The sequence below is a fragment of the Xenorhabdus taiwanensis genome, from assembly GCF_036512875.1.
GTDB classification, from domain to species: Bacteria; Pseudomonadota; Gammaproteobacteria; order Enterobacterales; family Enterobacteriaceae; genus Xenorhabdus; species Xenorhabdus taiwanensis.
Genome location: NZ_AP028978.1, coordinates 1,245,871 through 1,272,748 on the forward strand (window position 1 = coordinate 1,245,871; position 26,878 = coordinate 1,272,748).

The window sequence follows — 26,878 nt, forward strand, 5'->3', positions numbered from 1 at the left end:
GCACATTGTTTTTTTTAGTGAATTGTTTTTTAGTGAATTATTTTTCAGCGAATTATGATTGCACTATTACAGCACAACGCGAACCAACTCTAGCTGACCTAACTCTTCATACAGCGTTTCAACTTGCTCAATATGTGTCGCATTGATGGTAATGGATACGGAATGGTAGTTGCCTTTGCTGCTGGGTTTCACGACTGGAGAATAATCGCCCGGGGCATGGCGTTGAACCACTTCAATAACTTGATCCACCAGCTCAGGTTGAGCCAAACCCATCACTTTGTAGGTGAATGAGCAGGGAAACTCAAGCAGTTCATTTAATTTCGTTTTCATGGGCACTCCTAAAATGTATTTGCCACGGCATCGTGGTTGATTTGCCGTGGCGTAAAATTTTCTAACGATATCTAATATAAGCTCAATATCTGGCTTTCAAGGGATCAGCCGAACCAGTGATGAAACATCAGTCGAATATAGTCGATCATGCGGCTGAAGAAACCACCTTCTTTGACTTCCTGCATCACAACCAATGGACGTTGCTCAATGGTTTTACCATCAAGCTGGAAGTTGATAGTCCCAACAACTTGATTTTTAGCAAGTGGTGCATGTAATTCGGTATTATTCAATACATAGCTGGCTTTCAGATCTTTCAAACGGCCACGGGGAATAGTCAGGTAAACATTTTTGTCAACGCCCAGTTGAACCTTATCAGTATCACCAAACCAGATTGGCTCTGATGCAAATTCTTTACCGACTTGCAGTGGTGCAACTGTCTCGAAGAAACGGAAGCCCCAGGTCAGTAATTTTTTGTTGTCGGTTTCGCGCCCTTTGAAAGTTGGGCTACCCATTACCGCAGAAATCAGGCGCATATTGCCTTCGGTAGCAGAAGCAACAAGGTTATATCCCGCACCACTGGTATGGCCCGTTTTAATACCGTCGACATTCAGGCTTTTATCCCATAACAAGCCATTACGATTAGGCTGGCGAATGTTGTTGTAAGTAAAATCTTTTTCTTTGTAGATAGCGTATTCATCCGGTACATCACGGATTAGGGCTTGACCAATCAATGCCATATCATGGGCCGAGCTATATTGGCCGGGGGCGTCCAGGCCATGAACGGTTTGAAAATGGGTATTTTTCAGCCCCAAATTTTGCACATATTGATTCATCAAACTGACGAATGCGTCCTGGCTGCCCGCCACATAGTCTGCCATTGCGACACAGGCATCGTTGCCAGATTGCAAGTTGATACCGCGGGAGAGCATAGCGACAGAAACTTGATCACCGGGTTTTAAAAACATCAGGGATGAGCCTTTAAATACCGGATTACCCGTTGCCCAGGCATCTTTACCGACAGTAACAATATCTTCCGGTTTGATTTTTCCTGATTTAATGGCCTGACCAATGACATAGCTGGTCATCATTTTGGTCAGACTTGCGGGATCGCGGCGGATATCTGCATTCTTTTCGGCTAATACCTTTCCTGAGTTGTAATCAATCAGAATATAGGCTTCTGAATCCAGTTCTGGTACACCGGGGATCATGGTTTTGAAATTATCATCCGCGTAGGCAGATGCGGAAATGCTGGCAGCCAGAACAACACCTAATGTGGCTCTTTTAATAAAACGGGAAGTAACTATGTATTTCATGATTGATTAGATAACATCCGTGAGAGAGGAATTGATAATAAGTGACATAATAACAAATGAAAAAAAAGCTGACATTAAACAAAACTGAGTACAGCAGATTTATCTGCCTGCTGACAGGAAAATATCAGCAGGCGGTGATGCTATTTATCGCGTTATCGTGATTGTGTTGCCTGAATTAGGGAGCAACAATAAACGAAGATTGCTGCATCTGATCTGTCAATTTCTTTTGTAATTCCATAGCTTGCTGGCGGCTATGGAATGGCCCCAACTGGACGCGATAGACGTTACCAAATTGGATAATACGCCCTTGAACATTAAAGCGCTGGCTCAATGACTGTTGCCATTCTTTGGCTTTTTGTTCAGCGCTGATTGCACCTGCTTGCACCATATAACCGTTTATTGATTCAGGGGCGAGTGTTGTAGTGGTTTGTTCAGCTACTGGTTGCTTCTCTGAATTTTCGTCAGCAGAATTACTCATTACAGCAGCAGGAGGTGTTGATGGTTGTGATTGAGAAAGAAGATTAGGTCTTTCAGGTAAGGCAAAGCTATTTTTAATAATCGTTGCTCCTTCGGCTCCCAAACCAGAAAGCGAGCCATCAGGTAAAACGAGAATGCCATCCAATTTCACTTTGCTTTGTGGCATCAAATTGAGCCGTTCTGCTGCTGCATGAGATAATTCAATGATTTTTCCCGGCTTATTGTAAGGGCCTCGATCATTAATCCTGACAATCATCATGCGCCCATTGCTTAAATTGGTGACACGAACATAACTTGGAATAGGCAGTGTCGGGTGTGCTGCCGCTAAGGCATAGGGACTCGCTCGTTCACCAATTGCTGTCAGTTTTCCATTGGCTTCTTCACCGAACCAACTGGCATAGCCTGTCTGGGTAAAATGAGCAGGATCTTGTACTATGTGATAGGTTTGCCCGTCCCGCTGATAATCTCGATTGGCACCTGGATGGTAAGGCTCATATTGAGGCTCAACGCCCAAAACATCACGAGTTGGAACAGGGGGAAGAGAAGATGTCTGAGTGTTATCGGTTATTGTACAACCTGATATCAGTACAGCTATGATGCTAAGTATAAGCCACTGTCGACGCATGAAACTTCTTCCTCATAAGCTTTTGGACAATAATTTACGATGCGTGTGTATCGACATGATAATGCCGAACCCCGCCATTAGAACAATTAATGCTGAGCCCCCATAACTAATCAACGGCAGGGGAACACCGACTACCGGTAGGATACCGCTTACCATGCCGATATTGACAAAAACATAGACAAAGAAAATCAGTACCAACCCTCCGACCATGACCCGGCCAAAAGTATTCTGCGCTTTGGTTGCAATAAACAATCCACGCATAATAACCAGCAAGTAGAGTACCAGTAAAACCAGGACGCCAATTAATCCCAACTCTTCCGACAGAACGGCGAAAATAAAGTCGGTATGTCGCTCTGGCAGAAATTCCAACTGCGATTGAGTGCCTTGCAACCAGCCCTTTCCAAACACCCCCCCTGAGCCAATAGCAATTTTGGACTGAATGATATGGTAGCCTTTGCCCAATGGATCACTTTCTGGGTCCAATAGCATCATAACGCGGGCGCGTTGGTAATCATGCATCAGGAAGAACCACAAAATTGGGATAAAACAGGCCAGCAGTAAGACGGCAACGCCAATGAGTTTCCAATTCATTCCCGCCAGAAATAGGATGAATATCCCAGAAGCGGCAATCAGAATAGATGTGCCTAAATCGGGTTGTGCTGCTACCAGTAGAGTAGGGACAAAGATCAAGACCAGCGCAATGCCCGTATTTTTCAGCGAAGGTGGACAGAGATCCCGATTCATAAAGCGAGCCACCATCAAAGGTACGGCGATTTTGGCAATTTCTGACGGCTGGAAACGTACAATGCCTAGATCCAACCAGCGTTGCGCTCCCTTACTGATCTGCCCAAAAACATCAACGAAGATGAGTAGAACAACACAGACAATATAGAGATAAGGTGCCCAATTTTCGTACATACGTGGAGGGACCTGAGCCAAGACAAGCATTACGATGAGACCCATGATGACTTGCCCTATTTTTCGCTCCATCATATCAATGTCTTGCCCACTGGCGCTCCACATAATGAAAAGGCTGTAGACCAGTAATACCAGAACACATAGCAGTAATGGAATATCGATATGTAGTCGGGTCCAGAAAGGAACCTTGTTTGATGAGTCTGTCATGGTGTTACTCAATTAATTAGTTTCTGTTCTGGGTCGCTTGATTTACTCCTGCCTCCACAGAGGAGCTGGCAGGAGAGGTGTTTTTGTTATCCCTGAGTAAAATATGATCCAGAATTTGACGAACAATAGTGCCAACAGGTGGCCCGGAACCACCATTTTCAAGAATAATGGAAATGGCAACCGTTGGGTTGTCATAGGGCGCAAAGGCAATCATCAGTTTATGGTCACGCAGATGTTCAGCAAGTTTACTTGCATTGTAGGTTTCATAACTGAAAACCTGAGCAGTACCTGATTTAACAGCCGCTTTATATGGTGTACCGGCAAAGGCTCTGCGCGCTGTGCCATTTGGGGCATTGGCAACACCATACATGCCATCTTTAGCAATTTCCCAATACCCAGAATGAATATCCCCAATCGGTTTGCTGGTTGGCGGCTGGTAAGGCTGCATTTCGCCATTGACACGAGTATTCATCAAGAAATGGGGTGTTTTCACTACGCCATCGTTAATCAAGATCATTAAGGCTTTTACCATCTGCATAGGCGTTGCAGTCCAGTATCCTTGACCGATACCAACGGAAATCGTATCACCTTGATACCACGGCTTTTTATACCGTTTGAGTTTCCATTCACGGGTAGGCATATTGCCGGAATTTTCTTCTTTCAGATCGATACCCGTGAATTGACCATAGCCGAATTTTGTCATCCATTCAGACAATTTATCGATACCCATATCATAGGCGACTTGGTAGAAAAAAGTATCCGCCGATTCAACAATCGATTTATGCACATTCAGTTTACCATGTCCCCAGCGTTTCCAATCACGGTAACGCTTCTCTGAGCCTGGCAGTTGCCACCAACCAGGATCATTGATTGTGGAGTTCCTGGTGATGACATCACTACTAAGAGCGGCAACGGCAATAAAAGGCTTCACTGTTGATGCTGGTGGATAAGCACCTTGGGTGGCACGATTAATTAAGGGGCGATTGGGATCATTGAGCAGAGATTTATAATCCTGACTCGAAATACCATCGACAAACAGATTCGGATCGTAGCTTGGATTGGACACCATAGCCAAAACCTCCCCTGTACGCGGATCGGTAACAACAACACCTGCGCGGCTAGTCGTCAGTATCTCTTCAATATAGGTTTGTAACTCTAAGTCGATTGACAGGTAAATATCTTTGCCAGCCTGTGGCGGTTGTTCATGTAGCTGACGGATCACTTTACCGCGGTTGTTGACTTCGACTTCTTCATAACCCGGTTTGCCATGCAGGACAGATTCGTAATAACGTTCAATGCCCAGTTTTCCGATATCGTGGGTAGCTGCGTAGTCCGCCAGAATACCTTCTTTTTCTAGTCGTTCTACATCCTTGTCGTTGATTTTGGCAACATAGCCGATCACATGGGTGAGAGCGGAGCCGTAAGGGTAATAGCGACGTTGGTAGCCCTTGATTTCCAGTCCCGTAAAGCGATATTGATTGACGGAGAACCGAGCAACCTGAACAGGGGTTAATGATGTTTTTAGCGGAATAGAGGTAAAACGGCGTGCACGTTGACGCTCTTTTTTGAAGGTTTCAATATCTTCATCAGTCAGTCCAACGACGGAGCGCAGCTCATTTAATGTTTTGTCAAGGTCAGGGACTTTTTGTGGCACAACTTCTAACTGATAAATAGTTCGGTTAGCTGCCAGCGGTGTGCCATTACGGTCATAAATGATGCCCCTGCTTGGGGCTATGGGAACAAGCTTAATGCGATTTCCATTCGAGCGGGTCTGGTAATCTTCGTGGCGCGTAATCTGGAGATGATAAAGATTGGCAATTAGGATGCCTGTTAAAATAATAATGCCTATAAACGCCACGAGTGCGCGGCGTATGAATAGGGCCGATTCAGCTGAATGATCGCGAAAAGGGGTTCGTTGATGCTTCATCCCATTGCCAGAATTCACGGTGTCAGATTACCCAGTTTATTCCCGATGATAAGGGTGGTTAGTCGTGATGCTCCACGCCCGATAAAGGCTCTCCGCAACCAAAACTCGTACAAGAGGATGCGGCATAGTTAAAGGCGAAAGTGACCAGCTTTGTTCCGCAGCTGCTTTGCAGGCCGGAGCCAAACCTTCAGGGCCTCCAATTAACAGGCTGACATTTCTGCCATCCAGCTTCCAGCGTTCAAGCTGTTGTGCCAATTGTTGGGTATCCCAACGAGAGCCCGGAATATCCAGAGTCACAATACGATTACCTTTACCAACGGCAGCCAGCATCTGTTCACCTTCTTTTTCCAGAATGCGCTTGATGTCAGCATTTTTGCCCCGTTTTCCCGCAGGAATTTCAATAAGCTCAAAAGGCATATCCTTGGGAAAACGATTCAAATAATCCATAAAGCCGGTCTGTACCCAGTCCGGCATTTTTGTTCCTACAGCGACCAGTTGTAACTTCAAACTCAGCTCCAGAGTTTTTCCAGTTCGTACATACGGCGGCTGTCTTCTTGCATTACATGAACCATGATTTCGCCGAGATCGACGACTACCCAGTCTGAAATGCCTTGTCCTTCAACGCCTAAAGGCATAATACCGGCCTGGCGACAGTCATCCACCAGATTATCTGCCACAGACATCAGATGGCGATTTGATGTTCCGGTGCAGATAACCATGCAGTCAGTAATACTGGATTTTCCACGAACGTCTATAGCAACAATATCTTGTGCTTTGGAATCTTCAAGTTTATCAATAACAAATTGTTGTAGTTCTGTGCCTTGCAAAAGGATCACCTTTATTTCATAAAATTGGTTGAGTAACGCAGAATAATAGCATGCCAATCTCTATAAAAGTAAGCGAGTTAGCTGCAAATCACCGCATGGTTTCGTTATTTCTTATATAGCCCCTGTGAATCGATATAATTTTGTATCGATGAGGGAAGCAAATCATCGCAGCTTATCCCTTGTTGGTGACGCTGGCGAATATCTGTTGCTGAAATGTTTAACAACGGAGTGGCTGCCAGATAAATATAACCGTGTGGTTTTTGGCTCAGAGGGAGTGGAGAATCAATTTGGTGTTTTTCAAGCCACGATTGCATTCCTGGAGCCGAAAGTTGACGTTGATAACCCGGACGGGAACAGACCAACAGATGACAAATGTCGAGCAATTCTTCCCACTTATACCAGGTATGAATAGTTTGTAATGAATCCTGACCAATGATGAATGCCAATGGATGTTGCTCGCCGATTTCCTGACGAAAGGATTTCAGTGTTTCTACTGTGTAAGAAGGTGTTTGCCGCTCTAGCTCACGGGTATCCACAGTAAATAAAGGATTATCCCGTACTGCCAAACGAACCATTTCAAGTCGTTGCTGGGTGGTTGCCTCTGGCTGAGGACGGTGCGGGGGAACATGATTCGGTAATAAGATTACCTGCTTGAGCCCTGCTAATTGAGCCAATGCTTCCACAGGACGCAAATGACCATAATGGATAGGATCGAATGTACCACCGAATAAAGCCTGAATAACCGGAGAATTCCCACTGGTTGCAGAATCAATGGCATTGTTTGAGGCAATAGTTGTTGAATCAATATCTTGCTCGATATTGATTGGATCAATAGATTCAGGCATTCAGGAAACTCTCTGGTAATGGTTTTCCGCATAACAACATGGAAAGCGTCTCCAGGTCAGCCCAAATGGATTGGCTATAATCCTGTTTGACGCGCAGTTCCATCTGGGTCAACAAATGTATGGCAGATTGCAGTTCTCGCTGTGACAGGCGCTGTAGTGCGGTTGACAGTAATGTTCTGCGATTTTGCCAAATCTTGTGTTGATCAAACAAAGTCTTCAAAGGGACGGTCGTATATTGGCGCTTAAGTACCAAGAGCAGCATTAACTCCCGCTGTATAGTACGGAGCAAAATAATCGTCTCGGTATCTTCTTGCCGAAGTTGTTTCAGTATATGCCATGCCCGCTTTATTTTTCCTGCCAACAAAGCATCAACCCAATGATAGGGAGAAAAGTGAGCCGCATCGTTGACAGCTTCTTCTACACGAGGAAGTGTCAATCGATTATCAGGATAAAGCAGGGAAAGGCGTTCCAGAGCCTGGGCCATTGCCAATAGGTTTCCTTCATAGCAATAGCAGAGTAATTGATTAGCTTCACTTTCCAGTAATAGCCCCATGTTTTTGGCACGTTGTGCCACCCATTGTGGCAGGCGATTTTGCTCAGGTGTTAAGCAACTGACATAGATCCCATTTTGCCCAATCGCTTTGAACCACGGGCTATTTTCCTGTGCTTTGGTAAGCTTGTGTCCACGCAATATCAGCAGGATATCTGAGTGTAGCAACCCTGACAGTTTGGTCAGTCGCTCTGCCATAGCGGCATTTGGGCCATTTTCTGGCAGCAGCAGGTTGAGAGACTGGCGACTGGCAAACAGGCTAAGTGACTGACACAGGCTGAAGATTTCATCCCAATCGGTATGGTTATCCAATGTAAAGGTGAAATGTTCCATAAAGCCATGTTGTTCAGCCACCTTGCGGATGCTGTCTTGACTTTCCTGTAGTAGTAATGGCTCATTGCCCCACAACAGGTAGCTGCCTCGCAGCTCTTCATTGAGCTGCGAAATAAGTTGTTCAGGATACAGTCGGATCATTGCTTCTGTGTAGCCGCAGCTTTTTGGGTTGCCTCGGCTTTCAGGAGTTCTGCACTATGGACAGTCAGCAATTGGCGCATAAGCTGACGGGCAGCCTGTTCACGCATTTCCTGTTTAACCAGTTCATCTTCTGCATCTTTTGCCAGTGCTTCCAAAGGGTTATCGAAGAATGAATGATCAACCTTTGCCTGCAATGGATAGATGCTACCATCCGGCATCAGAACTTGTGCATCAACATTCAATACCAACAGGCGTTCAGCCGCTTTACCATCCTGAAAGATAGAAACTGTCTCTTTGTTTTCACTAGAGCCAACCAGTTTCAGGATAGGTACTGAAGCATCACCATTTTCAATAATTTTGACATCATTCAGCCGAAGTTGCTGGCGTACTGCCCGTGCCAGAGGCCCATAAGGGTCATCAGAACTTAATTGCAATGTTTGCAGTTCTTTTGGTACTTGTGTTGTGCCCTGAAGATGGAAACCGCAGCCAGCGGTGACTAGCACCGCTAACCCGAGTAACAAGGTGTAAATATGACGTCGTAGATTATTTTCTACCACAGATAGGGTCTCCTGTTATCAGCCTACAACCAGATTCAGTAATTTACCTGGAACATAGATGACTTTGCGGATACTGACGCCTTCAAGATATTTTTTCACACCGTATTCTTGCATTGCCATCTCTTGAACATACTCTTTTGTTGCATCTGCTGGTACCGTAATACGACCACGAACCTTACCGTTAATTTGGATAATCACCAGCTTAGTATCGTCTACCATTGCCTGCTCATCAGCTTGTGGCCATGCAGCAGTGTCTATGTCATCTTCATGACCAAGCGCTTTCCACATGACGAAGCAAGCGTGTGGTGTAATAGGTGAAAGCATACGTACAATCGCAGTAACTGCTTCTTGCATCAGAGCACGATCTTGCTCTGTTTCCTGTGGCGCGCGAGTCAGTTTATTCATTAGCTCCATAATGGCCGCAATGGCGGTGTTGAACGCTTGACGGCGACCAATATCGTCAGTGACTTTCGCGATAGTTTTGTGCAAATCACGGCGCAGATCTTTTTGTTCTGTAGTCAGGTTGCTGACATCCAGTGGCTGGGTGGCACCTTTATTGCTGTGTTCATGAACCAGACGCCAAACACGTTTCAGGAAGCGGTTAGCACCTTCCACGCCAGATTCTTGCCATTCCAGAGTCAGTTCGGGTGGTGCAGCGAACATCATGAACAGACGAACAGTGTCGGCACCGTATTTATCGACCATAATTTGTGGATCGATACCGTTGTTCTTGGATTTCGACATCTTGCTCATGCCGGTATAAACCAGTTCATGACCGTCTTTATCCGTTGCTTTTACAATACGGCCTTTCTCGTCGCGCTCAACAATGGCATCAGCCGGAGATACCCAGACTTTCTCGCCGCTGTTGCCAGTGTAGTAGAAGGCATCAGCCAGAACCATGCCCTGGCACAGCAGGCGCTTGGCAGGCTCATCAGAGTTGACCATACCCGCATCGCGCATCAATTTGTGGAAGAAGCGGAAGTACATAAGGTGCATGATAGCGTGTTCAATACCACCGATGTATTGATCCACTGGCAACCAATAGTTGGCCGCCGCCGGGTTCAACATCCCTTTATCATAATCTGGGCAGGTATAGCGTGCGTAATACCATGAGGATTCCATAAAAGTATCAAAGGTATCGGTTTCAAGCAGTGCTGGCTGACCATTGATGGTTGTTTTTGCCCACTCAGGATCCGCTTTGATTGGACTGGTGATCCCATCCATCACGACATCTTCTGGCAAAACTACCGGCAATTGATCTTCTGGAACAGGAACAACAGTGCCATCTTCCAGTGTTGCCATTGGTATTGGCGCACCCCAATAACGTTGACGAGAAACGCCCCAGTCGCGCAAGCGGTAATTGACTTTACGTTGCCCGACACCCATTACAACCAGTTTGTCTGCGATAGCATTGAAGCCTTCTTCATGGCTCAGGCCACTGAATTCGCCAGAGTTGACCAGTGCATTTTTGTCAGTAACGGCCGCTTCCTGGACGTTTGGTACATTGCCATCGTTATCAAGAATAACGGCTTTTATTGGCAGGTTGTACTTAGTGGCAAATTCCCAGTCACGCTGATCGTGTCCTGGAACCGCCATAACTGCACCTGTGCCGTATTCCATCAGGACAAAGTTGGCAACCCAGATAGCGAGCTTTTCATTGGTCAATGGATGAATGACAAACATGCCTGTTGGAATACCTTTTTTCTCCATAGTTGCCATATCAGCTTCGGCAACTTTGGTATTACGGCATTCGTCGATGAATTTCTCTAGTTCAGGATTATTTTTCGCCGCCTGTTTTGCCAGAGGGTGGCCTGCCGCCACAGCGACATAGGTTGCTCCCATGAATGTATCCGGGCGTGTGGTATAAACGGTGAGTTTTTCCTGACTGTCAGCAACATTGAATGTGATTTCGACACCTTCAGAACGGCCAATCCAGTTGCGCTGCATGGTCTTGACCTGTTCCGGCCAATCTTCCAGTTTATCCAGATCGTTTAGTAGCTCTTCTGCATAATCGGTGATCTTGATGAACCATTGAGGGATCTCTTTACGCTCAACCTGAGTATCACAACGCCAGCAACAGCCATCAATCACCTGTTCATTCGCGAGAACAGTCAGGTCATGCGGGCACCAGTTAACGGCGGAAGTTTTTTTGTATACCAGATCTTTTTCATACAATTTAGTGAAGAACCACTGTTCCCATCGGTAGTACTCTGGCGTACAAGTCGTGACTTCACGATCCCAGTCATAGCCAAAACCCAGTTGTTTTAACTGGTTTTTCATGTACTCAATGTTGGAATACGTCCACGGAGCAGGGGCAGTATTATTCTTGACCGCAGCGCCTTCTGCTGGCAAACCAAACGCATCCCAACCAATAGGTTGCAGTACGTTTTTGCCCAGCATGCGCTGGTAACGAGAAATCACATCACCAATGGTGTAGTTACGGACATGGCCCATATGTAGTCGGCCAGAAGGATAAGGTAGCATGGACAGGCAATAGTATTTTTCTTTGCTGCTGTCTTCTGTCACTTTGAACGTTTGCTTCTCTTGCCAATGAAGCTGGACTTGTTGTTCTATGTCTTCTGGACGATATTGTTCTTGCATGGCACCGATAATCCTATGGTGAGTAATAAAGCTACGCCTTTAGCGCGTTTGGTTTGTTTATGAAATCAAAGATTCCATAGCATAGCTGATAAGGGATAGGAGCAACAACTCTTGTTAAAGGAGGAATGCGGAAAATTACTTATTTTTAGGGGAAATTTAAGATCGGCGGCAGTTTTGCCTCCCGCCGATGAGGAAAAATCAGTGCAAAATTTTCGCCAGAAAATCGCGGGCACGTCCTGATTTCGGGTTGGCAAAGAAGTCTTCTTTCTTACTGTCTTCGACAATTTTACCTTCATCCATAAAAATAACACGATGTGCCACTTTCCTGGCAAATCCCATTTCATGGGTTACCACCATCATGGTCATACCTTCGTTCGCTAATTCCACCATGACATCCAGAACTTCATTAATCATTTCAGGATCAAGGGCGGAAGTAGGCTCATCAAACAGCATGGCAATCGGGTTCATGCAGAGTGCTCGGGCGATGGCAACACGTTGTTGCTGACCACCAGAAAGTTGTGCAGGAAATTTATCCGCATGGCTGGCTAATCCAACTCGCTCCAGTAGTTTTAAGCCTTTTTCGGTCGCTTCTTTCTTGTCGCGCTTTAACACTTTAACCTGAGCCAGTGTCAGGTTTTCAATGATCGATAGGTGAGGGAAAAGTTCGAAATGCTGAAATACCATTCCCACCTTGGAGCGCAATTGTGCCAGATTGGTATTTTTGTCATTGACTTTTGTATCGTTTACTCGAATTTCTCCTTGCTGGACAGGTTCAAGGCCATTGACCGTTTTTATCAGTGTGGATTTACCGGAACCAGAAGGCCCACAGACCACGACTACTTCGCCTTTTTTGACTTCAGTTGAGCAGTCAGTAAGAACCTGAAATTGGCCATACCATTTGGATACATTTTTCAGGGAAATCATCAAACAGTCCTTTTCTTCAAATAGTTAACCAGCATAGAAGCGGAAAAACTAATTACAAAATAAACAAAGCCGGCAAACAGAACCATTTCAATCTGGGTTCCATCGCGCTCACCAATATTCGTTGCTGTACGGAAAAAATCCGCCAGACTCAATACATATACCAGAGAAGTATCCTGGAATAATACAATGCCTTGTGTTAGCAGCAATGGGATCATTGCCCGAAATGCTTGTGGCAGTATGACCAGCCGCATGCTTTGTAGTTGAGTCATACCCAGTGCCAGCGCAGCGGAAGATTGCCCGCGGGAAATGCTTTGAATCCCTGCCCGAATTATTTCGGAATAGTAAGCTGCTTCAAAGAGCGAGAAAGCTACCATTGCAGAAATTAAACGGATATCGGTTTTTGGTGATATACCTAGAATATTTTGTAATAAGTTAGGCACAATCAGATAAAACCACAATAATACCATTACCAGTGGAACCGAGCGGAAAAGATTCACATATAGGGCAGCAAACCAGCTCAATGCCTTGATAGATGAGAGGCGCATCATCGCCAGAATGGTTCCCCAGACAATGCCTATGATAATGGCTGTTACGGTAATTTTTGCCGTTATCAATAATCCATCCAGAAGAAAGGGCAAACTTGGTACAATCGAACTCCAGTCAAACTGATACATTTCTTATCGCCCTCCCATATTGCCGGGTAAACGTACTTTTTTCTCCAGTATGCTCATGGCAAGCATAATCACCAGGTTGATACCCACATAAGCTAATGTGATCGCTGTGAATGATTCATAGGCGTGTGCGGAATAATCCAGTAATTTACCAGCCTGGGCGGCCATATCAACCAAACCGATTGTGGAAGCAATGGCTGAGTTTTTCACCAAATTGAGCATTTCCGAGGTCATTGGGGGAATGATTACTCGATAGGCGTTTGGCAGCAGAACGTAACGGTAGGTTTGTGGCAAAGTTAAGCCCATTGCCAATCCTGCGGCTTTTTGCCCTCTTGGGAGTGACTGGATTGCCGCGCGAACTTGCTCGCATACACGGGCAGCAGTGAATAACCCTAAGCAGATGACTGAAGAGATAAAAAATTGAATATTGGGGTCCAGCTCCATTTTGAACCAGTCGCTTAGGTTTTGGGGCAGAAACTCAGGCACCACCAGATACCAGGTAAAAAACTGGACAATAAGAGGAACGTTACGAAATAACTCCACATAACAGGTTCCAAGCCCGGAAAGGAATTTATTCGGAACTGTACGGAGAATACCGAACAATGAACCGACAACGAATGCAATGATCCAGGCACAGGCGGAAAGTGCCACCGTCACCTGAAAACCAGAAATAAGCCACCCCAGATAGGTGGTATTACCAAAAGGGGCGGCTTGTAAAAAGATGCCCCAATCCCAATTAGCGGACATAATCGAACTCCCTGATATGGGGTTAGCTGTCATTCATCGAATTTAAATCTGGAAAAAAATGAGGTAGGGAACGACTACCTCATACCCGTCTTGCCAATCAAATCGGGATTTTGGTTGATTAATTCAGTGCCTTATCGTTTGGTGATTTAAATAAAGCTCTCATTTCATCTGACATAGAGAAGTTTAAATTCAGTTTCTTAGGTGGAATGGGTTCTTTGAACCAGCGATCAAACATTTTTTCTGCTTCACCGGAGGTTTGTGTGTTAGCAATAACGTTATCAATCAATTTTTTGAATTGAAGATCATCTTTGCGCAGCATACAGCCGTATGCTTCTTCCGATTGTGGTTTGCCAACAATGATCCATTGGTCGGGTTTTTTGGCTTTCGCGCGTTCACCGGCGAGCAAGGCATCATCCATCATAAAGGCAACAGCACGGCCTGATTCCAGAGTACGGAATGAATCACCGTGGTCTTTGGCACTGATGATACGCATTTTCATTTGCTTCTCATCATTGAGCTTATTCAACAAAATTTCAGAAGTTGTGCCGGAAGTCACAACAACATTTTTTCCGGCCAGATCATCAAATCCTTTAATGCCTGAATCTTTTTTGGTCAGCAGACGAGTACCGACGGAAAAGATAGTATTGGAGAATGCCGCTTGTTTCTGTCGTTCAACGTTGTTGGTAGTGGAGCCACACTCAAAATCGAAAGTACCATTTTGCAGCAAGGGAATGCGGTTCTGGGAGGTGATCGGGATCAGCTTAACTTGCAAATTAGGCATATCCAGCGTTTTCTTGACGGCATCAACAATGAGGTTGGAATAATCTTGGGAATAACCAACGACGTTTTGTCGATTATCGTAGTAAGAGAATGGAACAGAAGATTCTCGGTGTCCAACAACGATAATGCCATTATCCTTGATTTTTTTCAGTGTTCCTGTCAATTCCTCAGCATGTGCAGCCCCAACTGCGCTAAGCAACATCATAGTTAACATCAACTTACGCATATACAGCTCCTTTATCTGGTTATTTTTTGTAAAATTGGGTTTTCTTATAGATAATTATATTTCTGCATGTTTCTACATAATTAAGACTGTTGAAACGATTTTTTGGGTTGTTTTGTTTGTGCTATGTAAAAAAATAATTCAAAGTGTTACTTTTTTGAAACCATAATGTTTCTGTTTCGCGACCCGCATCGCACTATAAATAAACAATTTCATTTATGTGTGGTTAAAAAGCGAACAATATTGAATGTTGTTCACACTTTGCTCTATTTGAAATAATGTTCTTTTTTGGTGGGTGTTTTATAGTGTGGTATGTAATAAATTTTTGTTATTTAGGCGATAAAATCTATTTTTAAATGAAATCAGGGCATAAATAATATGCCCTGACCACTATTAACATTTAATTAATAGAAAATAGAAAATTAAGTTTTGCGACGTTTCTTTATAAACGCAAAGATGAAAAACAGGACGCTCGCACCCCATATTGGTAAATTCCCGAAGCGAAAATAAGGTGTTATTCCTGTGGCTGGCGTTACTTTGGCTTCCAATACCTGCCGGGTAAATTGTGGAAGTTCAGCCTGAATGGAGCCGTCTGGATTGATTACTGCTGTAACACCATTATTCGTTCCTCTTAGCAGAGGACGGCCTAGTTCAAGCGCGCGCATCCGTGCCATTTGAAAATGTTGCCAAGGGCCAATGGAATGTCCAAACCAGGCATCATTAGAAACAGTCAGGAGGAACGCTGTGTCAGGTTTGAAATTATCACGTACCTGTTCACCTAAAATAATTTCATAGCAGATAGCCGCAGTAATATTGTGTCCGGCAACAGAAAGTAGGGGTTGGATGTAATTACCTTGGCTAAAGGAAGACATTGGCAAATTGAATAAAGGTGCCAGTGGCCGCAGTACTGATGCCAATGGCACAAACTCACCAAATGGTACCAGGTGATGCTTGTCGTAACGGGTTAGTGCTGGGTATTGGTAAGGTATCTTATCCCCTAATACGATAATGCTGTTATAGAATTTATAACCTTCCAATGTCGGTCGGGCGTCCACAATGCCAGTGATCAAGCTGGTATTATGTTTCCTCAACACGCTATCCAATTTAGTCAGGAAATCACTTTGGTTATATTCATAATCAGGAATGGCAGATTCTGGCCAAATGATGATTGGTACTTTACCAATGAAAGGACGGCTGTTATCCAAATAAATATCCAGCGTTTTTCCAAGAACAGCGGATTCCCATTTAATGGCCTGAGGAATATTACCTTGAACCAAAGCAATATCAGTGGCTTTTTCTGGTTGTAGGGTGTACCACTGGTAGTGCTTCATTGGCCACGGTAACAGCAGCAGGATAATGGCGAAAATAGCCGCAGGAATTTTTTTCTGGGTGACAGCAAAAACCAGTAATCCGCTGATCATCATCAGCAAGAAGGTAATACCTTCTACACCCAGAATAGGCGCAATGGCTTTCATCGGGCCATCAATTTGGCTGTAACCAAATTGTAACCAGGGAAACCCGGATAACACCCAGCCACGTAAGAATTCTGTCAACTGCCATAGCGCTGGGCTGGCGATAACCAGCCTGATGCTATTAGAAGCTGGAAAAAAGCGGTTCAATAAACCCGTAAACAGAGCGGGATAAAGGGCAAGATAGGCAGAGAGCAGGATCACCAAAAATATATTGATAACGGTTGGCATACCACCAAAGTCGGCGATACTGACATAAACCCAGTTTGCGCCACTACCAAATAAACCAAGACCCCAGCATAAACCAATAAAGCAAGCTTGGCGGGTTGTTCTGTTCAAAGAAAGGATTTGCAGGCCGAAAAGGGAAACAAGTGCAGCAGGCCAGAGATCAAAAGGTGAAAAAGCCAGCGTTCCACTGGCTCCGAAGAAAAGTGCCAGCACAGCACGTAGCCGCTGGCAACTCATTAATGAGGCTTTGTTCATCCAGATCCTATTTATTGTTTATCAAGGCCAGGAACGCCAGCATCATCCGGTATTTTTACATGAACCTGAATGATTTTACGGCTATCAGACATTGCCACTTTGAAAAGGTAGCCATCAATGGTGATGGATTCCCCACGTGAAGGCAGATGCCCAAATGCCTGCATGACTAGCCCACCAATAGTATCAACCTCTTCATCGCTGAAATTGGTGCCAAAAACGTCATTAAAATCCTCAATTTGAGTCAATGCCCGCACTGAATAGGAGTGGCGACTTAAAGCACGAATATCGTTATCTTCATCATCATCGTATTCGTCCTCTATTTCACCCACAATCAGTTCAAGAATATCCTCAATTGTGACCAGTCCCGAAACGCCGCCAAATTCATCGATCACAATCGCCATATGGTAGCGTTGGGAACGGAATTCTTTCAGCAGGCGGTCAACACGTTTACTTTCCGGCACAACAACAGCCTGACGAAGTACTTTATCAATGCTGAAAGGCTCTGCATTTGTACGCATGAAGGGTAGCAGATCTTTCGCCATTAATATGCCTTCAATGTGATCTTTGTCTTCGCTGATCACTGGAAAGCGTGAGTGGGCTGAGTCAATAATAACATCCAGACATTCGTCCAGAGATTGGTTGCGTTTTAAGGTAACGATCTGTGAGCGTGGGATCATAATGTCACGCACGCGTTGATCAGCAATATCCATGACACCTTCGAGCATCTCGCGGGTATCGGGATCGATTAGGTCGTTCTGCTCAGAATCACGGATCAGTTCAACCAAATCATCACGGTTTTTCGGTTCACCGTGAAAAAGCTGATTAAGAAGTGCAAAAAAGCCTTTCTTAGGGCCAGGGTTATCGTTACTTGAAGGATGATCGTCGCTCATGGCGTTTTAATGAAAATTCCCCATATAAAATCGTAGACTAGTATGTTTAACATAAAAATGTTGACAATGGTTATTCTTTTTCCGCGAGATAGGGATCAGCATAACCCATTTTTTTTAGGATCTCTGTTTCCAGAGCTTCCATTTCTTCCGCTTCATCGTCTTCAATATGATCATATCCCAGAAGATGAAGGCAGCCGTGAACCACCATATGTGCCCAGTGTTCTTCGACCGTTTTTTGTTGCTCATCTGCCTCTTTTTCAACAACTTGACGACAAATAATTAAATCACCGAGTAAGGGTAATTCAACTTCAGGTGGTGCTTCAAATGGGAAAGATAACACATTAGTTGGTTTATCTTTCCCACGATAAGTGAGGTTTAAATCGTGGCTTTCTGCCTCATCGACCAAGCGAATAGTCACTTCACTTTCGGCCTGAAATTGTGGCAAAACACCTTCCAGCCAGTGCTGGAAAAGTGCTTCCTTGGGAAGCCCTTCAGGGTTTTCACATGCAATTTGCAAATCTAATATGACTGAACTCATTGTGCTTCCTGTTTGCGTTTCTCATTGAGCGCTTTTTTACGTTCTTGTTCCTTCGCTTCCCATGCTTCATAAGCGATAACAACTTTTGCCACCACCGGATGGCGAACAACATCTTCACTATGTAAGAAGTTAAAACTCAGTTCATCAACATTAGATAAAACTTCTATTGCGTGACTCAGGCCTGATTTTTGGCCTCTTGGCAGGTCAATCTGGGTGACGTCACCGGTAATGACTGCTTTAGAGTTAAAACCAATACGGGTCAGGAACATTTTCATCTGTTCAATGGTCGTATTCTGGCTTTCGTCGAGAATAATAAAGGCATCATTCAGGGTGCGTCCACGCATATAAGCCAGTGGTGCCACTTCAATAACGTTTCTTTCGATCAGCTTCTCAACTTTTTCAAATCCCATCATCTCAAACAGGGCATCGTAAAGCGGACGCAGATAAGGATCGACTTTCTGGCTGAGATCACCAGGCAGAAAGCCCAGTTTTTCTCCGGCTTCAACCGCAGGACGGGTTAGCAGGATACGGCGGATTTCCTGACGTTCCAGTGCATCAACCGCCGCGGCGACAGCCAAATATGTTTTCCCTGTACCCGCAGGCCCAACCCCGAACGTGATATCGTGATCTAGGATGTTAGCAATATAGTGGGCCTGATTGGGAGTACGGGGCTTTACAACACCCCGTTTGGTTTTAATATTGACGGCCTTGCCGTATTCAGGAACGCTTTCTGCTGCTTGTTCCAGCACCCGACTTTCGGTAATCGCGAGATGAACCTGTTCAGGCTCAAGATCCGGTATCATGCCGCGTATAGGCGCGGTTTCGACATAAAGGTGACGCAGGATCCCCGCGGCTGCACTAACACACAATGGTTTACCTGCCAGTTTGAAACGGTTATCGCGGCGATTGATTTCAATACCCAAACGGCGCTCAAGTTGTTTCAGATTATCATCAAGTGGTCCACACAGACTCATCAGACGTTGATTGTCTGCGGGTTCCAGAAAGATTTCTTGGGTTGCTACTTGTGAGTTTATTTGTGTCACTGATTATCTCTATGTTAGAGCCTATTAAGGCTGGTAAAGGCCAACGCCGAGTTCATCTTCTTTGCGAGTACGGGCAATGACTGATTCAGGTGACTCATGGATGCGCAGATCCATCTCATCTTCAGTACGGATCACTTTACCACGCAAGGAGTTAGCGTATACGTCAACAATTTCAACATCAACAAATTTACCAATCATGTCAGGCGTTCCCTCAAAGTTAACCACACGGTTATTTTCGGTACGGCCAGAGAGTTCCATGATATTTTTGCGTGACGGACCCTCAACCAGAATGCGCTGTGTAGTGCCAAGCATTGCACGGCTGAAGCTCATAGCTTGTTGGTTAATGCGCTGCTGGAGCAGGTACAAGCGCTGTTTCTTCTCTTCTTCACTTACGTCATCTGGCAAATCGGCGGCGGGTGTTCCTGGACGCGCTGAATAGATGAAGCTGAAACTCATATCGAAGTTAACATCGGCAATCAGTTTCATGGTTTTTTCAAAATCATCCTGTGTTTCACCTGGGAAACCAATGATAAAGTCAGAACTGATCAGAATGTCTGGGCGTGCCTTACGCAAACGGCGAATAATGCCTTTATATTCTAGTGCCGTATGGGCGCGCTTCATCAGGGTAAGGATACGATCAGAACCACTCTGGACTGGCAGATGCAGGAAGCTCACTAACTCAGGGGTATCTTCGTAGACGGCAATAATGTCGTCAGTAAACTCAATTGGGTGGCTGGTGGTGAAGCGAATACGGTCGATACCATCAATAGCCGCAACCAGACGCAACAGTTCTGCAAATGTGCAGATACCGCCATCAAACGTAGCACCCCGATAAGCATTAACGTTTTGACCAAGCAGATTAACTTCACGTACACCTTGCGCAGCAAGTTGTGCAATTTCGAATAAAATATCATCGCAAGGACGGCTGACTTCTTCTCCGCGGGTGTAAGGCACAACGCAGAACGTGCAATACTTATTGCAACCTTCCATAATGGAAACAAATGCTGTTGGGCCTTCTGCGCGAGGCTCTGGCAGACGGTCAAACTTTTCAATTTCAGGGAAACTGATGTCAACAATCGGACTGCGGGTGCCTTTTACATGATTAATCATTTCGGGCAGGCGGTGCAGAGTTTGTGGTCCGAAAATAATATCGACGCTAGGTGAGCGCTGGCGAATGTAATCCCCTTCTTGGGAAGCCACACACCCACCCACACCGATAATGATTTCAGGGTTTTTATCTTTCAGGCCTTTCCAGCGGCCAAGTTGGTGAAAGACTTTTTCCTGCGCCTTTTCACGGATTGAACAAGTATTTAGGAGTAAGATATCTGCTTCTTCGGCAACATCGGTTAACTGATAACCGTGAGTGGTTTCCAGCAAATCGGCCATCTTGGATGAATCGTATTCGTTCATCTGACAGCCCCAGGTTTTGATATACAGTTTTTTTATCGTCGACATTTTGTGTTGTATCCGGTGTTTCCAGTGGAATGATGCTTCAACACTGAAAAGTGCAATATATTGCACGTAGTGTATTTAGCATAATATTGTTGGTTATTGTAGTCATTTGAGGCACCAGTGACCAGACTGTAGCAGCGGATATTCACAGCCGGAAAGGGAAAATTCCGGTAGACTATTTTAATCAATAAGTTAATGACGTGATGAATATGAATAATCCACAACAAAAATTCGATATCGTTGTCGTCGGCGCAGGTATGATTGGCGCTGCGACAGCATTGGGATTGGCGCAGGAAGGCTGGCGTGTTGCATTATTGGAGCACCAGCCTCCTGCATCTTATGATGCAGATAGTGAACCTGATGTTCGTATATCTGCGATCAGCTGTGCTTCGGTGGATTTATTGAAACAATTGGGAGCATGGGAAAATATACTGCGAATGCGTAGTGCCCCTTATCGAAAGTTGGAAACATGGGAGCAAAATGATTCGAACGTCATTTTCGATGCTGAAAGTTTGGGGCTGCCAGAGTTAGGGTATATGGTTGAGAATCGTGTCTTGCAACTGGCATTGTGGCAGGAATTTGAACATTATCCAAACCTGGCATTGATTTGTCCTGCTGTTTTGCAATCTATGCAGCGTCAGCATGAGAATAAAACGTGGCTGGTGACATTGGCAGATGGCACGGAAATTGACACACGTCTGATTATTGGTGCAGATGGTGCCCGTTCTCAAGTTCGTCAATTGGCGGGTATTGGCAGTAACGGGTGGCAATATCGGCAGTCATGCATGCTGATAACCGTCAAAACTGACCAGCCCCAACAAGATACAACATGGCAACAATTTTTTCCTTCTGGTCCCAGGGCTTTCCTGCCGTTATTTGATCAATGGGCCTCGTTGGTTTGGTACGATTCTCCTGCCCGTATTCGTCAATTGCAGTCAATGACGATGGCACAACTTGAGCGCGAAATTTTTCAGGCATTTCCCACTCGCTTGGGTAACGTTACCCCGATTGCTGCGGGTTCATTTCCACTGACTCGTCATCATGCCAGCCATTACGTACAAGAAGGGTTGGTTTTGCTGGGAGATGCAGCTCATACCATCAACCCGTTAGCAGGGCAGGGAGTGAATTTAGGCTATCGGGATGTTGATGTATTACTCAAGGTGCTGACTAATGCTAAAGAATTGTTGGAAGAGTGGGATTCATTGGCAGTCTTGAGGCGTTATCAATGTCGCAGAATGCCAGATAATTTAGTGATGCAGGCGGGAATGGATTTTTTCCATACTACATTCAGTCATGATTTGCCGGGGTTAAAAACGGTACGAAATCTGGCATTAATGGCAGCGCAACGTTCAGGCGTCATGAAAAATCTCGCGCTGAAATATGCATTGGGGTTGTGATGGAGTAGCCCCTTATGGGGCTAGTTAATCGCCTCTATGGCATCGTACTGTTTGTGTGTGCCGATGAGTTTTACGTACCCCCAGCCTGCGGGGTAAAAGATGGAAACTATCAGGCGGCAGTCGTTCCCCTTGATGTTGAATATCACGCGATTGTGTTTCAAGAAATCGTTGACGTGGCTTTTATGGGAGATTTTGACGGTTGTAAAACAAAAAAACCACCTTCATTGGTGGCCTCTGCATGAAAGAATATTCTTTTTTTATTCTTTTCCAGCTTGTTACATGGTGTAACTCATCGAGAATACTGGCTGGGGTACCAGGATTCGAACCTGGGAATGCCGGAATCAGAATCCGGTGCCTTACCGCTTGGCGATACCCCAACTTAATTTTTAAATGGTGGCTACGACGGGAATCGAACCTGTGACCCCAGCATTATGAGTGCTGTGCTCTAACCAGCTGAGCTACGTAGCCATTTACGATAAACGTAATATTTTTGATAAATCTCAGTAAGATGGCTGGGGTACCTGGATTCGAACCAGGGGATGCCAGGATCAAAACCTGGTGCCTTACCGCTTGGCGATACCCCACCTGAGAGTTATCAATGCAGCTTTTGTTATCTCCAAAATGTGCATTTAACCTTACAACGTTTTAACTCATTGTTCCAGTTAAATGGCTGGGGTACCTGGATTCGAACCAGGGGATGCCAGGATCAAAACCTGGTGCCTTACCGCTTGGCGATACCCCACCTGAAACAACACACTAAAACTTAAAATTGTTATTAAAACACATTCTAATTATAACCCGATGAAGAAAATGGTGCGGGAGGCGAGACTTGAACTCGCACACCTTGCGGCGCCAGAACCTAAATCTGGTGCGTCTACCAATTTCGCCACTCCCGCAAAGATGGTGGCTACGACGGGAATCGAACCTGTGACCCCAGCATTATGAGTGCTGTGCTCTAACCAGCTGAGCTACGTAGCCATCTTTTTTCGCTTTACCTTCATCGGCGGTGCGGGGCGCATTATGCGTATATCAGACAGATGCGTCAACTGATTTTTTAAAGAAATATGCACAAAATCGTTTGTTTGTTTGTCTTGTAAGCATTTTGTCGACAAAGCCGGCTAAAACGGTTGAAATTATCCGCCAAGAAGATGTTGTAACAGTACACCATTAAGCATTGCACGTTTCGTTAGGGCGAATGCCCCAATTGCTGAACAGTGATTTAGCTCAGAAACCACCACAGGGAGGTCTTCGCGGAATGCTTCTAATACTTGGGTATTGATGCTGCTTTTGATAATCGGCAGCAATACTTGTTCTGCTTCAGTAATTTCTCCGGCAATCACCACTTTCTGAGGGTTAAATAGGTTAATGGCGATTGAGATAGCCTTGCCGAGATAGTGCCCTAGTTGTTTGATGACTTCTGTTGCAAGCAGATCACCCGCATTGGCGGCAAGGCAAATTGCATGGATATTGCAATTATTCAAGGCAAGCTGACTTGGAAACCCTTGGCGTAATTGTTGCTGTACCTTAGCTTCTATTGCTGAATTGGAAGCGATGGTCTCCAGACAACCAAAATTACCGCAATGGCAACGTTGACCCAGAGGATCGATTTGGATATGGCCTATCTCACCCAGGTTGCCGCGTTTATTGCGTAAAATATTGTTGTTAACAATGACACCAGCCCCTGTGCCGCGATGGATACGCACCAGAATGGAATCTTCACAATCGCGTGTTGCCCCGAAATAATTTTCTGCTAATGCAAAGCTGCGAATATCATGACCAATAAAACAGAAAGTATTGAAATGTTCTTTGAGGATCTTAACCAGAGGCCAGTTATCTACCTTAATGTGTGGCATATAGCGGATAATACCTTGGTCAGGATCAACCAGTCCGGGCAGAATAACGGAAATTGCGATCAATTCACGGATCCGGCGCTGGTTTTTGTCGATGAAACTTTCAATGGTGTAAATAATTCGTTTTTCGACTTCTTGCTGACTATTTTCCCGCACAGGGTAGTGTGCTTCTACTAACGTCTTGCCGCTCATATCGAACAGCGCCACGGTTGCATCATGGCGCCCAAGCCGGACTCCAATAGTATGGAAATGGCGTGTTTCAGTAATAATGGAGATTGCGCGTCTTCCGCCGGTGGAAGCCTGATGTTCGACTTCTTTTATCAGGCCACGCTCCAGTAACTGACGAGTAATTTTGGTTACGCTAGCAGGGGCAAGCTGGCTCTCTTCTGCAATTTGGATGCGTGATATTGGCCCATGCTGATCAATCAGCCGATAGACTACAGCACTATTTAGCTGTTTGACGAGATCAATATTACCAATTTGCTTCTGTGCGTTCTCATTACTCATCAGTCTTTATACTCACGGTTGTTTAATTTCATTTCCGTTAACAATGGTTTTGCAGATTTTGAAATCGTGAGTAAATGCGGTCAGGTTCGCTACCTTGCCGGATTCAATCGTACCGAGGTGTTTATCAATACCGATTGCGCGGGCTGGGTAAAGCGTCACCATTCGCAACGTTTCATCCAAAGCAATACCAACGTGCTCCACACTATTTTTAACACAATCAATCATTGTGATTGATGAGCCGCTCAATGTTCCATTTTCATCAACACATAAGCCATTTCGATAATATATTGTTTTATTGGCAAAGGTAAATTGTTCTATGGCATCGGGAGCAAGCCCGGCAGGAAGGATGGCATCTGTTACCAGAATAAGCTTTTCATTTTTTAATCTCTTGGAATTGCGGACATTTGGCCATGATACATGCATTCCATCACAGATAATGCCGGCATAGACTTCTGGGGAATCATAAATGGCACTCACCAGCCCTGGCTGACGACCAAAAATCGCAGGCATAGCATTATATAAATGGGTAGAGAAAGTAATGCCATGTTGGAAGCCATGACGCGCTTCTTCATAAGTCGCATTAGAATGGCCAGCAGAAACAGTAATACCGGCTTCGGCCAATTGCTGAATATATTTGTTTTCTACCATTTCAGGAGCGAGAGTTATCTTGGTAATAACATCCGCATTCAGACACAGGTAATTAACCATTTCAGGGGTGGGTTTGCGGATATAAGCTGTATTATGAGTTCCTTTTTTTATTGGATTGATATAAGGCCCTTCCAGATGCAGCCCTAATGCCTGATTCTGGTTTTTTTGTAAATAAGCGCGCATCACTTCAATGGCTTTTATCATTAATTCATCAGGGCTGGTGATGAGGGTAGGCAGGAAACTGGTACAACCGTAGAACTGGTTGGTTTTCTGCATTGTATGCAGAGTCTCTTCTGAAATATCTTCCAACTGTTCATTAAACTGGACTCCACCACAGCCATTCAGTTGTAGATCAATAAATCCTGGTGCGAGATTTGCGCCATGTAAATCGCGTTTTTCAATCTCTTCTGGCAACTGGTTAACCGGACAGACTTGTTTAATCAAACCATCTGCAATAATGACTGCATGGTTATCGAGCCTGTCATGTCCAGTATAAATAATGCCATTGATTAATGCGTACATTGATATCTTAACTCCTGAATCAGTTTAGCTGGCGAACTCATTAATGATATCGGCCTCTAACTGGTGAAAATACTTCACTGTCTTTACTTTTAGTTCCATGGTGGCGGGCTCATCACAAGCAATAAGAGATTTTGGATGCATCTGGAGACAACTGATTGTCCACATATGGTTGACATTCCCTTCTATTGCGGCTTGCAGGGCTTGCGCTTTATTCATTCCAGTTGCCAAAATCATAACTTCTTCAGCATCCATTAAAGTACCCACACCAACAGTTAATGCATATTTGGGGACTTGTTCCACATCATGATTAAAAAAACGGGAATTGGCAGTCCGCGTTTCAATGGTCAGTGTTTTGATTCGTGTGCGTGAAGAAAGAGAAGATGCCGGTTCATTAAAGGCAATATGCCCATCATTACCAACACCCCCCATAAATAAATGTATCTTGCCATAGGCTTTAATTTTATTTTCGTAACGTTGACACTCAGTATCAATATCTTTCGCATTTCCATTTAACAAATTGATGTTCTCTTTTGGAATATCGATGTGATTAAAGAAATTGTGGTACATAAATGAGTGGTAGCTTTGAGGATGATCTTCCGGCAGGCCAACGTATTCATCCATATTAAATGTCACAACATGCTTGAAGCTCACTTTTCCAGCCTGATACAGGGAAATCAGTTCCTTGTAGGTTGTCAGTGGAGTACTGCCTGTGGGAAGCCCAAGCACGAAAGGGCGTTCTGCCGTTGGATTGAATTCATTGATTCTGCTTGCAATATAGTGAGCAGACCATCGACCAACATCACTTGCCGTAGTTAGGGGGATCAGCCTCATGATTACCTCTTAAAAAACATTCAATAAATTAATGACGAGAACTATGCACGATACACATGATTTTGAGATATCAATGTGGTGCGTGATAGCTGTGTGACAAAACTACACATCATACTTGTTCTAAGTGGGATCTTGTCGCATTCAATGTAATATAGATATTTTTAATAATAAAATAAGTTTTGAGTGCTAGCTAGCTTTTTGATTAAAAAATTATCAAATATGGTGATTTTAATCACGCATTAGATGGATTTA

Annotated in this window: 24 protein-coding genes, 6 tRNA genes and 1 pseudogene; 1 reads left to right on the plus strand and 30 read right to left on the minus strand. The window is 44.7% G+C overall.

The annotated features are described in order from the left end of the window. Positions 1-66 precede the first annotated feature (66 nt). The 20 genes from ybeD to miaB all read right to left on the minus strand — a co-directional run bounded on the left by ybeD (position 67) and on the right by miaB (position 20,874). Positions 67-330, minus strand: a complete 264-nt coding sequence (gene ybeD, locus ACE1SE_RS05650) for a DUF493 family protein YbeD (RefSeq protein WP_047769148.1) — start codon at positions 328-330, stop codon at positions 67-69. A gap of 104 nt (positions 331-434) precedes the next feature. Beyond that, on the minus strand, positions 435-1,643 hold the full coding sequence (gene dacA / locus ACE1SE_RS05655; protein ID WP_374053005.1) for a D-alanyl-D-alanine carboxypeptidase DacA: 1,209 nt from the start codon (positions 1,641-1,643) through the stop codon (positions 435-437). A 175-nt stretch (positions 1,644-1,818) separates the two neighbouring features. Then, positions 1,819-2,745, minus strand: a complete 927-nt coding sequence (gene rlpA, locus ACE1SE_RS05660) for an endolytic peptidoglycan transglycosylase RlpA (RefSeq protein ID WP_374053006.1) — start codon at positions 2,743-2,745, stop codon at positions 1,819-1,821. Between the two features lie 12 nt (positions 2,746-2,757). Next, a complete protein-coding gene (gene mrdB / locus ACE1SE_RS05665; RefSeq protein WP_374053007.1) occupies positions 2,758-3,870 on the minus strand; it encodes a peptidoglycan glycosyltransferase MrdB in 1,113 nt (370 codons plus the stop codon). A gap of 16 nt (positions 3,871-3,886) precedes the next feature. Then, a complete protein-coding gene (gene mrdA / locus ACE1SE_RS05670) occupies positions 3,887-5,797 on the minus strand; it encodes a peptidoglycan DD-transpeptidase MrdA (protein WP_374053008.1) in 1,911 nt (636 codons plus the stop codon). A 36-nt stretch (positions 5,798-5,833) separates the two neighbouring features. Further along, complete coding sequence (gene rlmH / locus ACE1SE_RS05675) at positions 5,834-6,304, minus strand: 23S rRNA (pseudouridine(1915)-N(3))-methyltransferase RlmH (protein ID WP_374053009.1); 471 nt, start codon at positions 6,302-6,304, stop codon at positions 5,834-5,836. Between the two features lie 2 nt (positions 6,305-6,306). After that, positions 6,307-6,633, minus strand: a complete 327-nt coding sequence (gene rsfS, locus ACE1SE_RS05680) for a ribosome silencing factor (RefSeq protein ID WP_374053010.1) — start codon at positions 6,631-6,633, stop codon at positions 6,307-6,309. Between the two features lie 95 nt (positions 6,634-6,728). Further along, entirely contained in the window at positions 6,729-7,469 is a 741-nt protein-coding gene (gene nadD / locus ACE1SE_RS05685; protein ID WP_374053011.1) for a nicotinate-nucleotide adenylyltransferase, read from the minus strand. Beyond that, positions 7,462-8,493: a DNA polymerase III subunit delta gene (gene holA / locus ACE1SE_RS05690; RefSeq protein WP_374053012.1), complete on the minus strand. Its 1,032-nt coding sequence runs from the start codon at positions 8,491-8,493 to the stop codon at positions 7,462-7,464. Before holA ends, nadD begins: the two co-directional genes overlap by 8 nt. Continuing rightward, positions 8,490-9,050, minus strand: coding sequence for an LPS assembly lipoprotein LptE (gene lptE / locus ACE1SE_RS05695; protein ID WP_374053013.1), 561 nt, complete (start codon positions 9,048-9,050; stop codon positions 8,490-8,492). Before lptE ends, holA begins: the two co-directional genes overlap by 4 nt. A gap of 18 nt (positions 9,051-9,068) precedes the next feature. Next, positions 9,069-11,651, minus strand: coding sequence for a leucine--tRNA ligase (leuS, locus tag ACE1SE_RS05700; protein ID WP_374053014.1), 2,583 nt, complete (start codon positions 11,649-11,651; stop codon positions 9,069-9,071). A gap of 198 nt (positions 11,652-11,849) precedes the next feature. Further along, positions 11,850-12,575 carry an amino acid ABC transporter ATP-binding protein gene (locus ACE1SE_RS05705; RefSeq protein WP_374053015.1) on the minus strand — a complete coding sequence of 242 codons (726 nt, stop codon included), beginning with the start codon at positions 12,573-12,575 and terminating at the stop codon, positions 11,850-11,852. After that, a complete protein-coding gene (gene gltK, locus ACE1SE_RS05710; RefSeq protein ID WP_374053016.1) occupies positions 12,575-13,249 on the minus strand; it encodes a glutamate/aspartate ABC transporter permease GltK in 675 nt (224 codons plus the stop codon). The genes ACE1SE_RS05705 and gltK overlap by 1 nt, the downstream gene beginning before the upstream one ends. Before the next feature lie 3 nt (positions 13,250-13,252). Beyond that, positions 13,253-13,993: an amino acid ABC transporter permease gene (locus ACE1SE_RS05715; protein WP_374053017.1), complete on the minus strand. Its 741-nt coding sequence runs from the start codon at positions 13,991-13,993 to the stop codon at positions 13,253-13,255. A 118-nt stretch (positions 13,994-14,111) separates the two neighbouring features. After that, positions 14,112-14,999 (minus strand): glutamate/aspartate ABC transporter substrate-binding protein, encoded by an 888-nt coding sequence (locus tag ACE1SE_RS05720; protein ID WP_374053018.1) that lies wholly within the window; start codon positions 14,997-14,999, stop codon positions 14,112-14,114. Between the two features lie 419 nt (positions 15,000-15,418). Next, positions 15,419-16,948, minus strand: a complete 1,530-nt coding sequence (gene lnt, locus ACE1SE_RS05725; protein ID WP_374053019.1) for an apolipoprotein N-acyltransferase — start codon at positions 16,946-16,948, stop codon at positions 15,419-15,421. A gap of 11 nt (positions 16,949-16,959) precedes the next feature. Continuing rightward, positions 16,960-17,838: a CNNM family magnesium/cobalt transport protein CorC gene (corC, locus tag ACE1SE_RS05730; protein WP_374053020.1), complete on the minus strand. Its 879-nt coding sequence runs from the start codon at positions 17,836-17,838 to the stop codon at positions 16,960-16,962. 70 nt (positions 17,839-17,908) lie between these two features. After that, positions 17,909-18,376: an rRNA maturation RNase YbeY gene (gene ybeY / locus ACE1SE_RS05735; protein WP_187651124.1), complete on the minus strand. Its 468-nt coding sequence runs from the start codon at positions 18,374-18,376 to the stop codon at positions 17,909-17,911. Beyond that, positions 18,373-19,419 carry a PhoH family protein gene (locus tag ACE1SE_RS05740; RefSeq protein WP_374053021.1) on the minus strand — a complete coding sequence of 349 codons (1,047 nt, stop codon included), beginning with the start codon at positions 19,417-19,419 and terminating at the stop codon, positions 18,373-18,375. Before ACE1SE_RS05740 ends, ybeY begins: the two co-directional genes overlap by 4 nt. Positions 19,420-19,443: 24 nt before the next feature. Then, positions 19,444-20,874, minus strand: coding sequence for a tRNA (N6-isopentenyl adenosine(37)-C2)-methylthiotransferase MiaB (miaB, locus tag ACE1SE_RS05745; protein ID WP_374053022.1), 1,431 nt, complete (start codon positions 20,872-20,874; stop codon positions 19,444-19,446). A 206-nt stretch (positions 20,875-21,080) separates the two neighbouring features. Between miaB and ubiF the strand changes: the two genes are divergently transcribed. Further along, entirely contained in the window at positions 21,081-22,268 is a 1,188-nt protein-coding gene (gene ubiF, locus ACE1SE_RS05750; RefSeq protein ID WP_374053023.1) for a 3-demethoxyubiquinol 3-hydroxylase, read from the plus strand. A 20-nt stretch (positions 22,269-22,288) separates the two neighbouring features. On the opposite strand, the pseudogene ACE1SE_RS05755 reads toward ubiF, so the two are convergent. The 10 genes and pseudogenes from ACE1SE_RS05755 to nagB all read right to left on the minus strand — a co-directional run. Beyond that, positions 22,289-22,429, minus strand: a pseudogene (locus tag ACE1SE_RS05755) (type II toxin-antitoxin system HigB family toxin); the annotation flags it as partial. 141 nt (positions 22,430-22,570) lie between these two features. Further along, positions 22,571-22,645 (minus strand) — tRNA-Gln (locus tag ACE1SE_RS05760). Between the two features lie 14 nt (positions 22,646-22,659). Next, positions 22,660-22,736: transfer RNA gene (locus ACE1SE_RS05765), tRNA-Met, on the minus strand. Between the two features lie 41 nt (positions 22,737-22,777). Further along, positions 22,778-22,852 (minus strand) — tRNA-Gln (locus tag ACE1SE_RS05770). An 83-nt stretch (positions 22,853-22,935) separates the two neighbouring features. Beyond that, a tRNA-Gln gene (locus tag ACE1SE_RS05775) sits at positions 22,936-23,010 on the minus strand. Between the two features lie 69 nt (positions 23,011-23,079). Further along, positions 23,080-23,164, minus strand: a tRNA-Leu gene (locus ACE1SE_RS05780). 5 nt (positions 23,165-23,169) lie between these two features. Continuing rightward, positions 23,170-23,246: transfer RNA gene (locus ACE1SE_RS05785), tRNA-Met, on the minus strand. A gap of 155 nt (positions 23,247-23,401) precedes the next feature. Continuing rightward, on the minus strand, positions 23,402-24,625 hold the full coding sequence (gene nagC, locus ACE1SE_RS05790; protein WP_374053024.1) for a DNA-binding transcriptional regulator NagC: 1,224 nt from the start codon (positions 24,623-24,625) through the stop codon (positions 23,402-23,404). A gap of 12 nt (positions 24,626-24,637) precedes the next feature. Beyond that, the gene (gene nagA / locus ACE1SE_RS05795) at positions 24,638-25,795 is read right to left on the minus strand and encodes an N-acetylglucosamine-6-phosphate deacetylase (protein ID WP_374053025.1); all 1,158 of its coding nucleotides are present in this window, start codon (positions 25,793-25,795) and stop codon (positions 24,638-24,640) included. Between the two features lie 24 nt (positions 25,796-25,819). Next, positions 25,820-26,626 carry a glucosamine-6-phosphate deaminase gene (gene nagB, locus ACE1SE_RS05800; protein WP_374053026.1) on the minus strand — a complete coding sequence of 269 codons (807 nt, stop codon included), beginning with the start codon at positions 26,624-26,626 and terminating at the stop codon, positions 25,820-25,822. Positions 26,627-26,878: the final 252 nt, after the last annotated feature.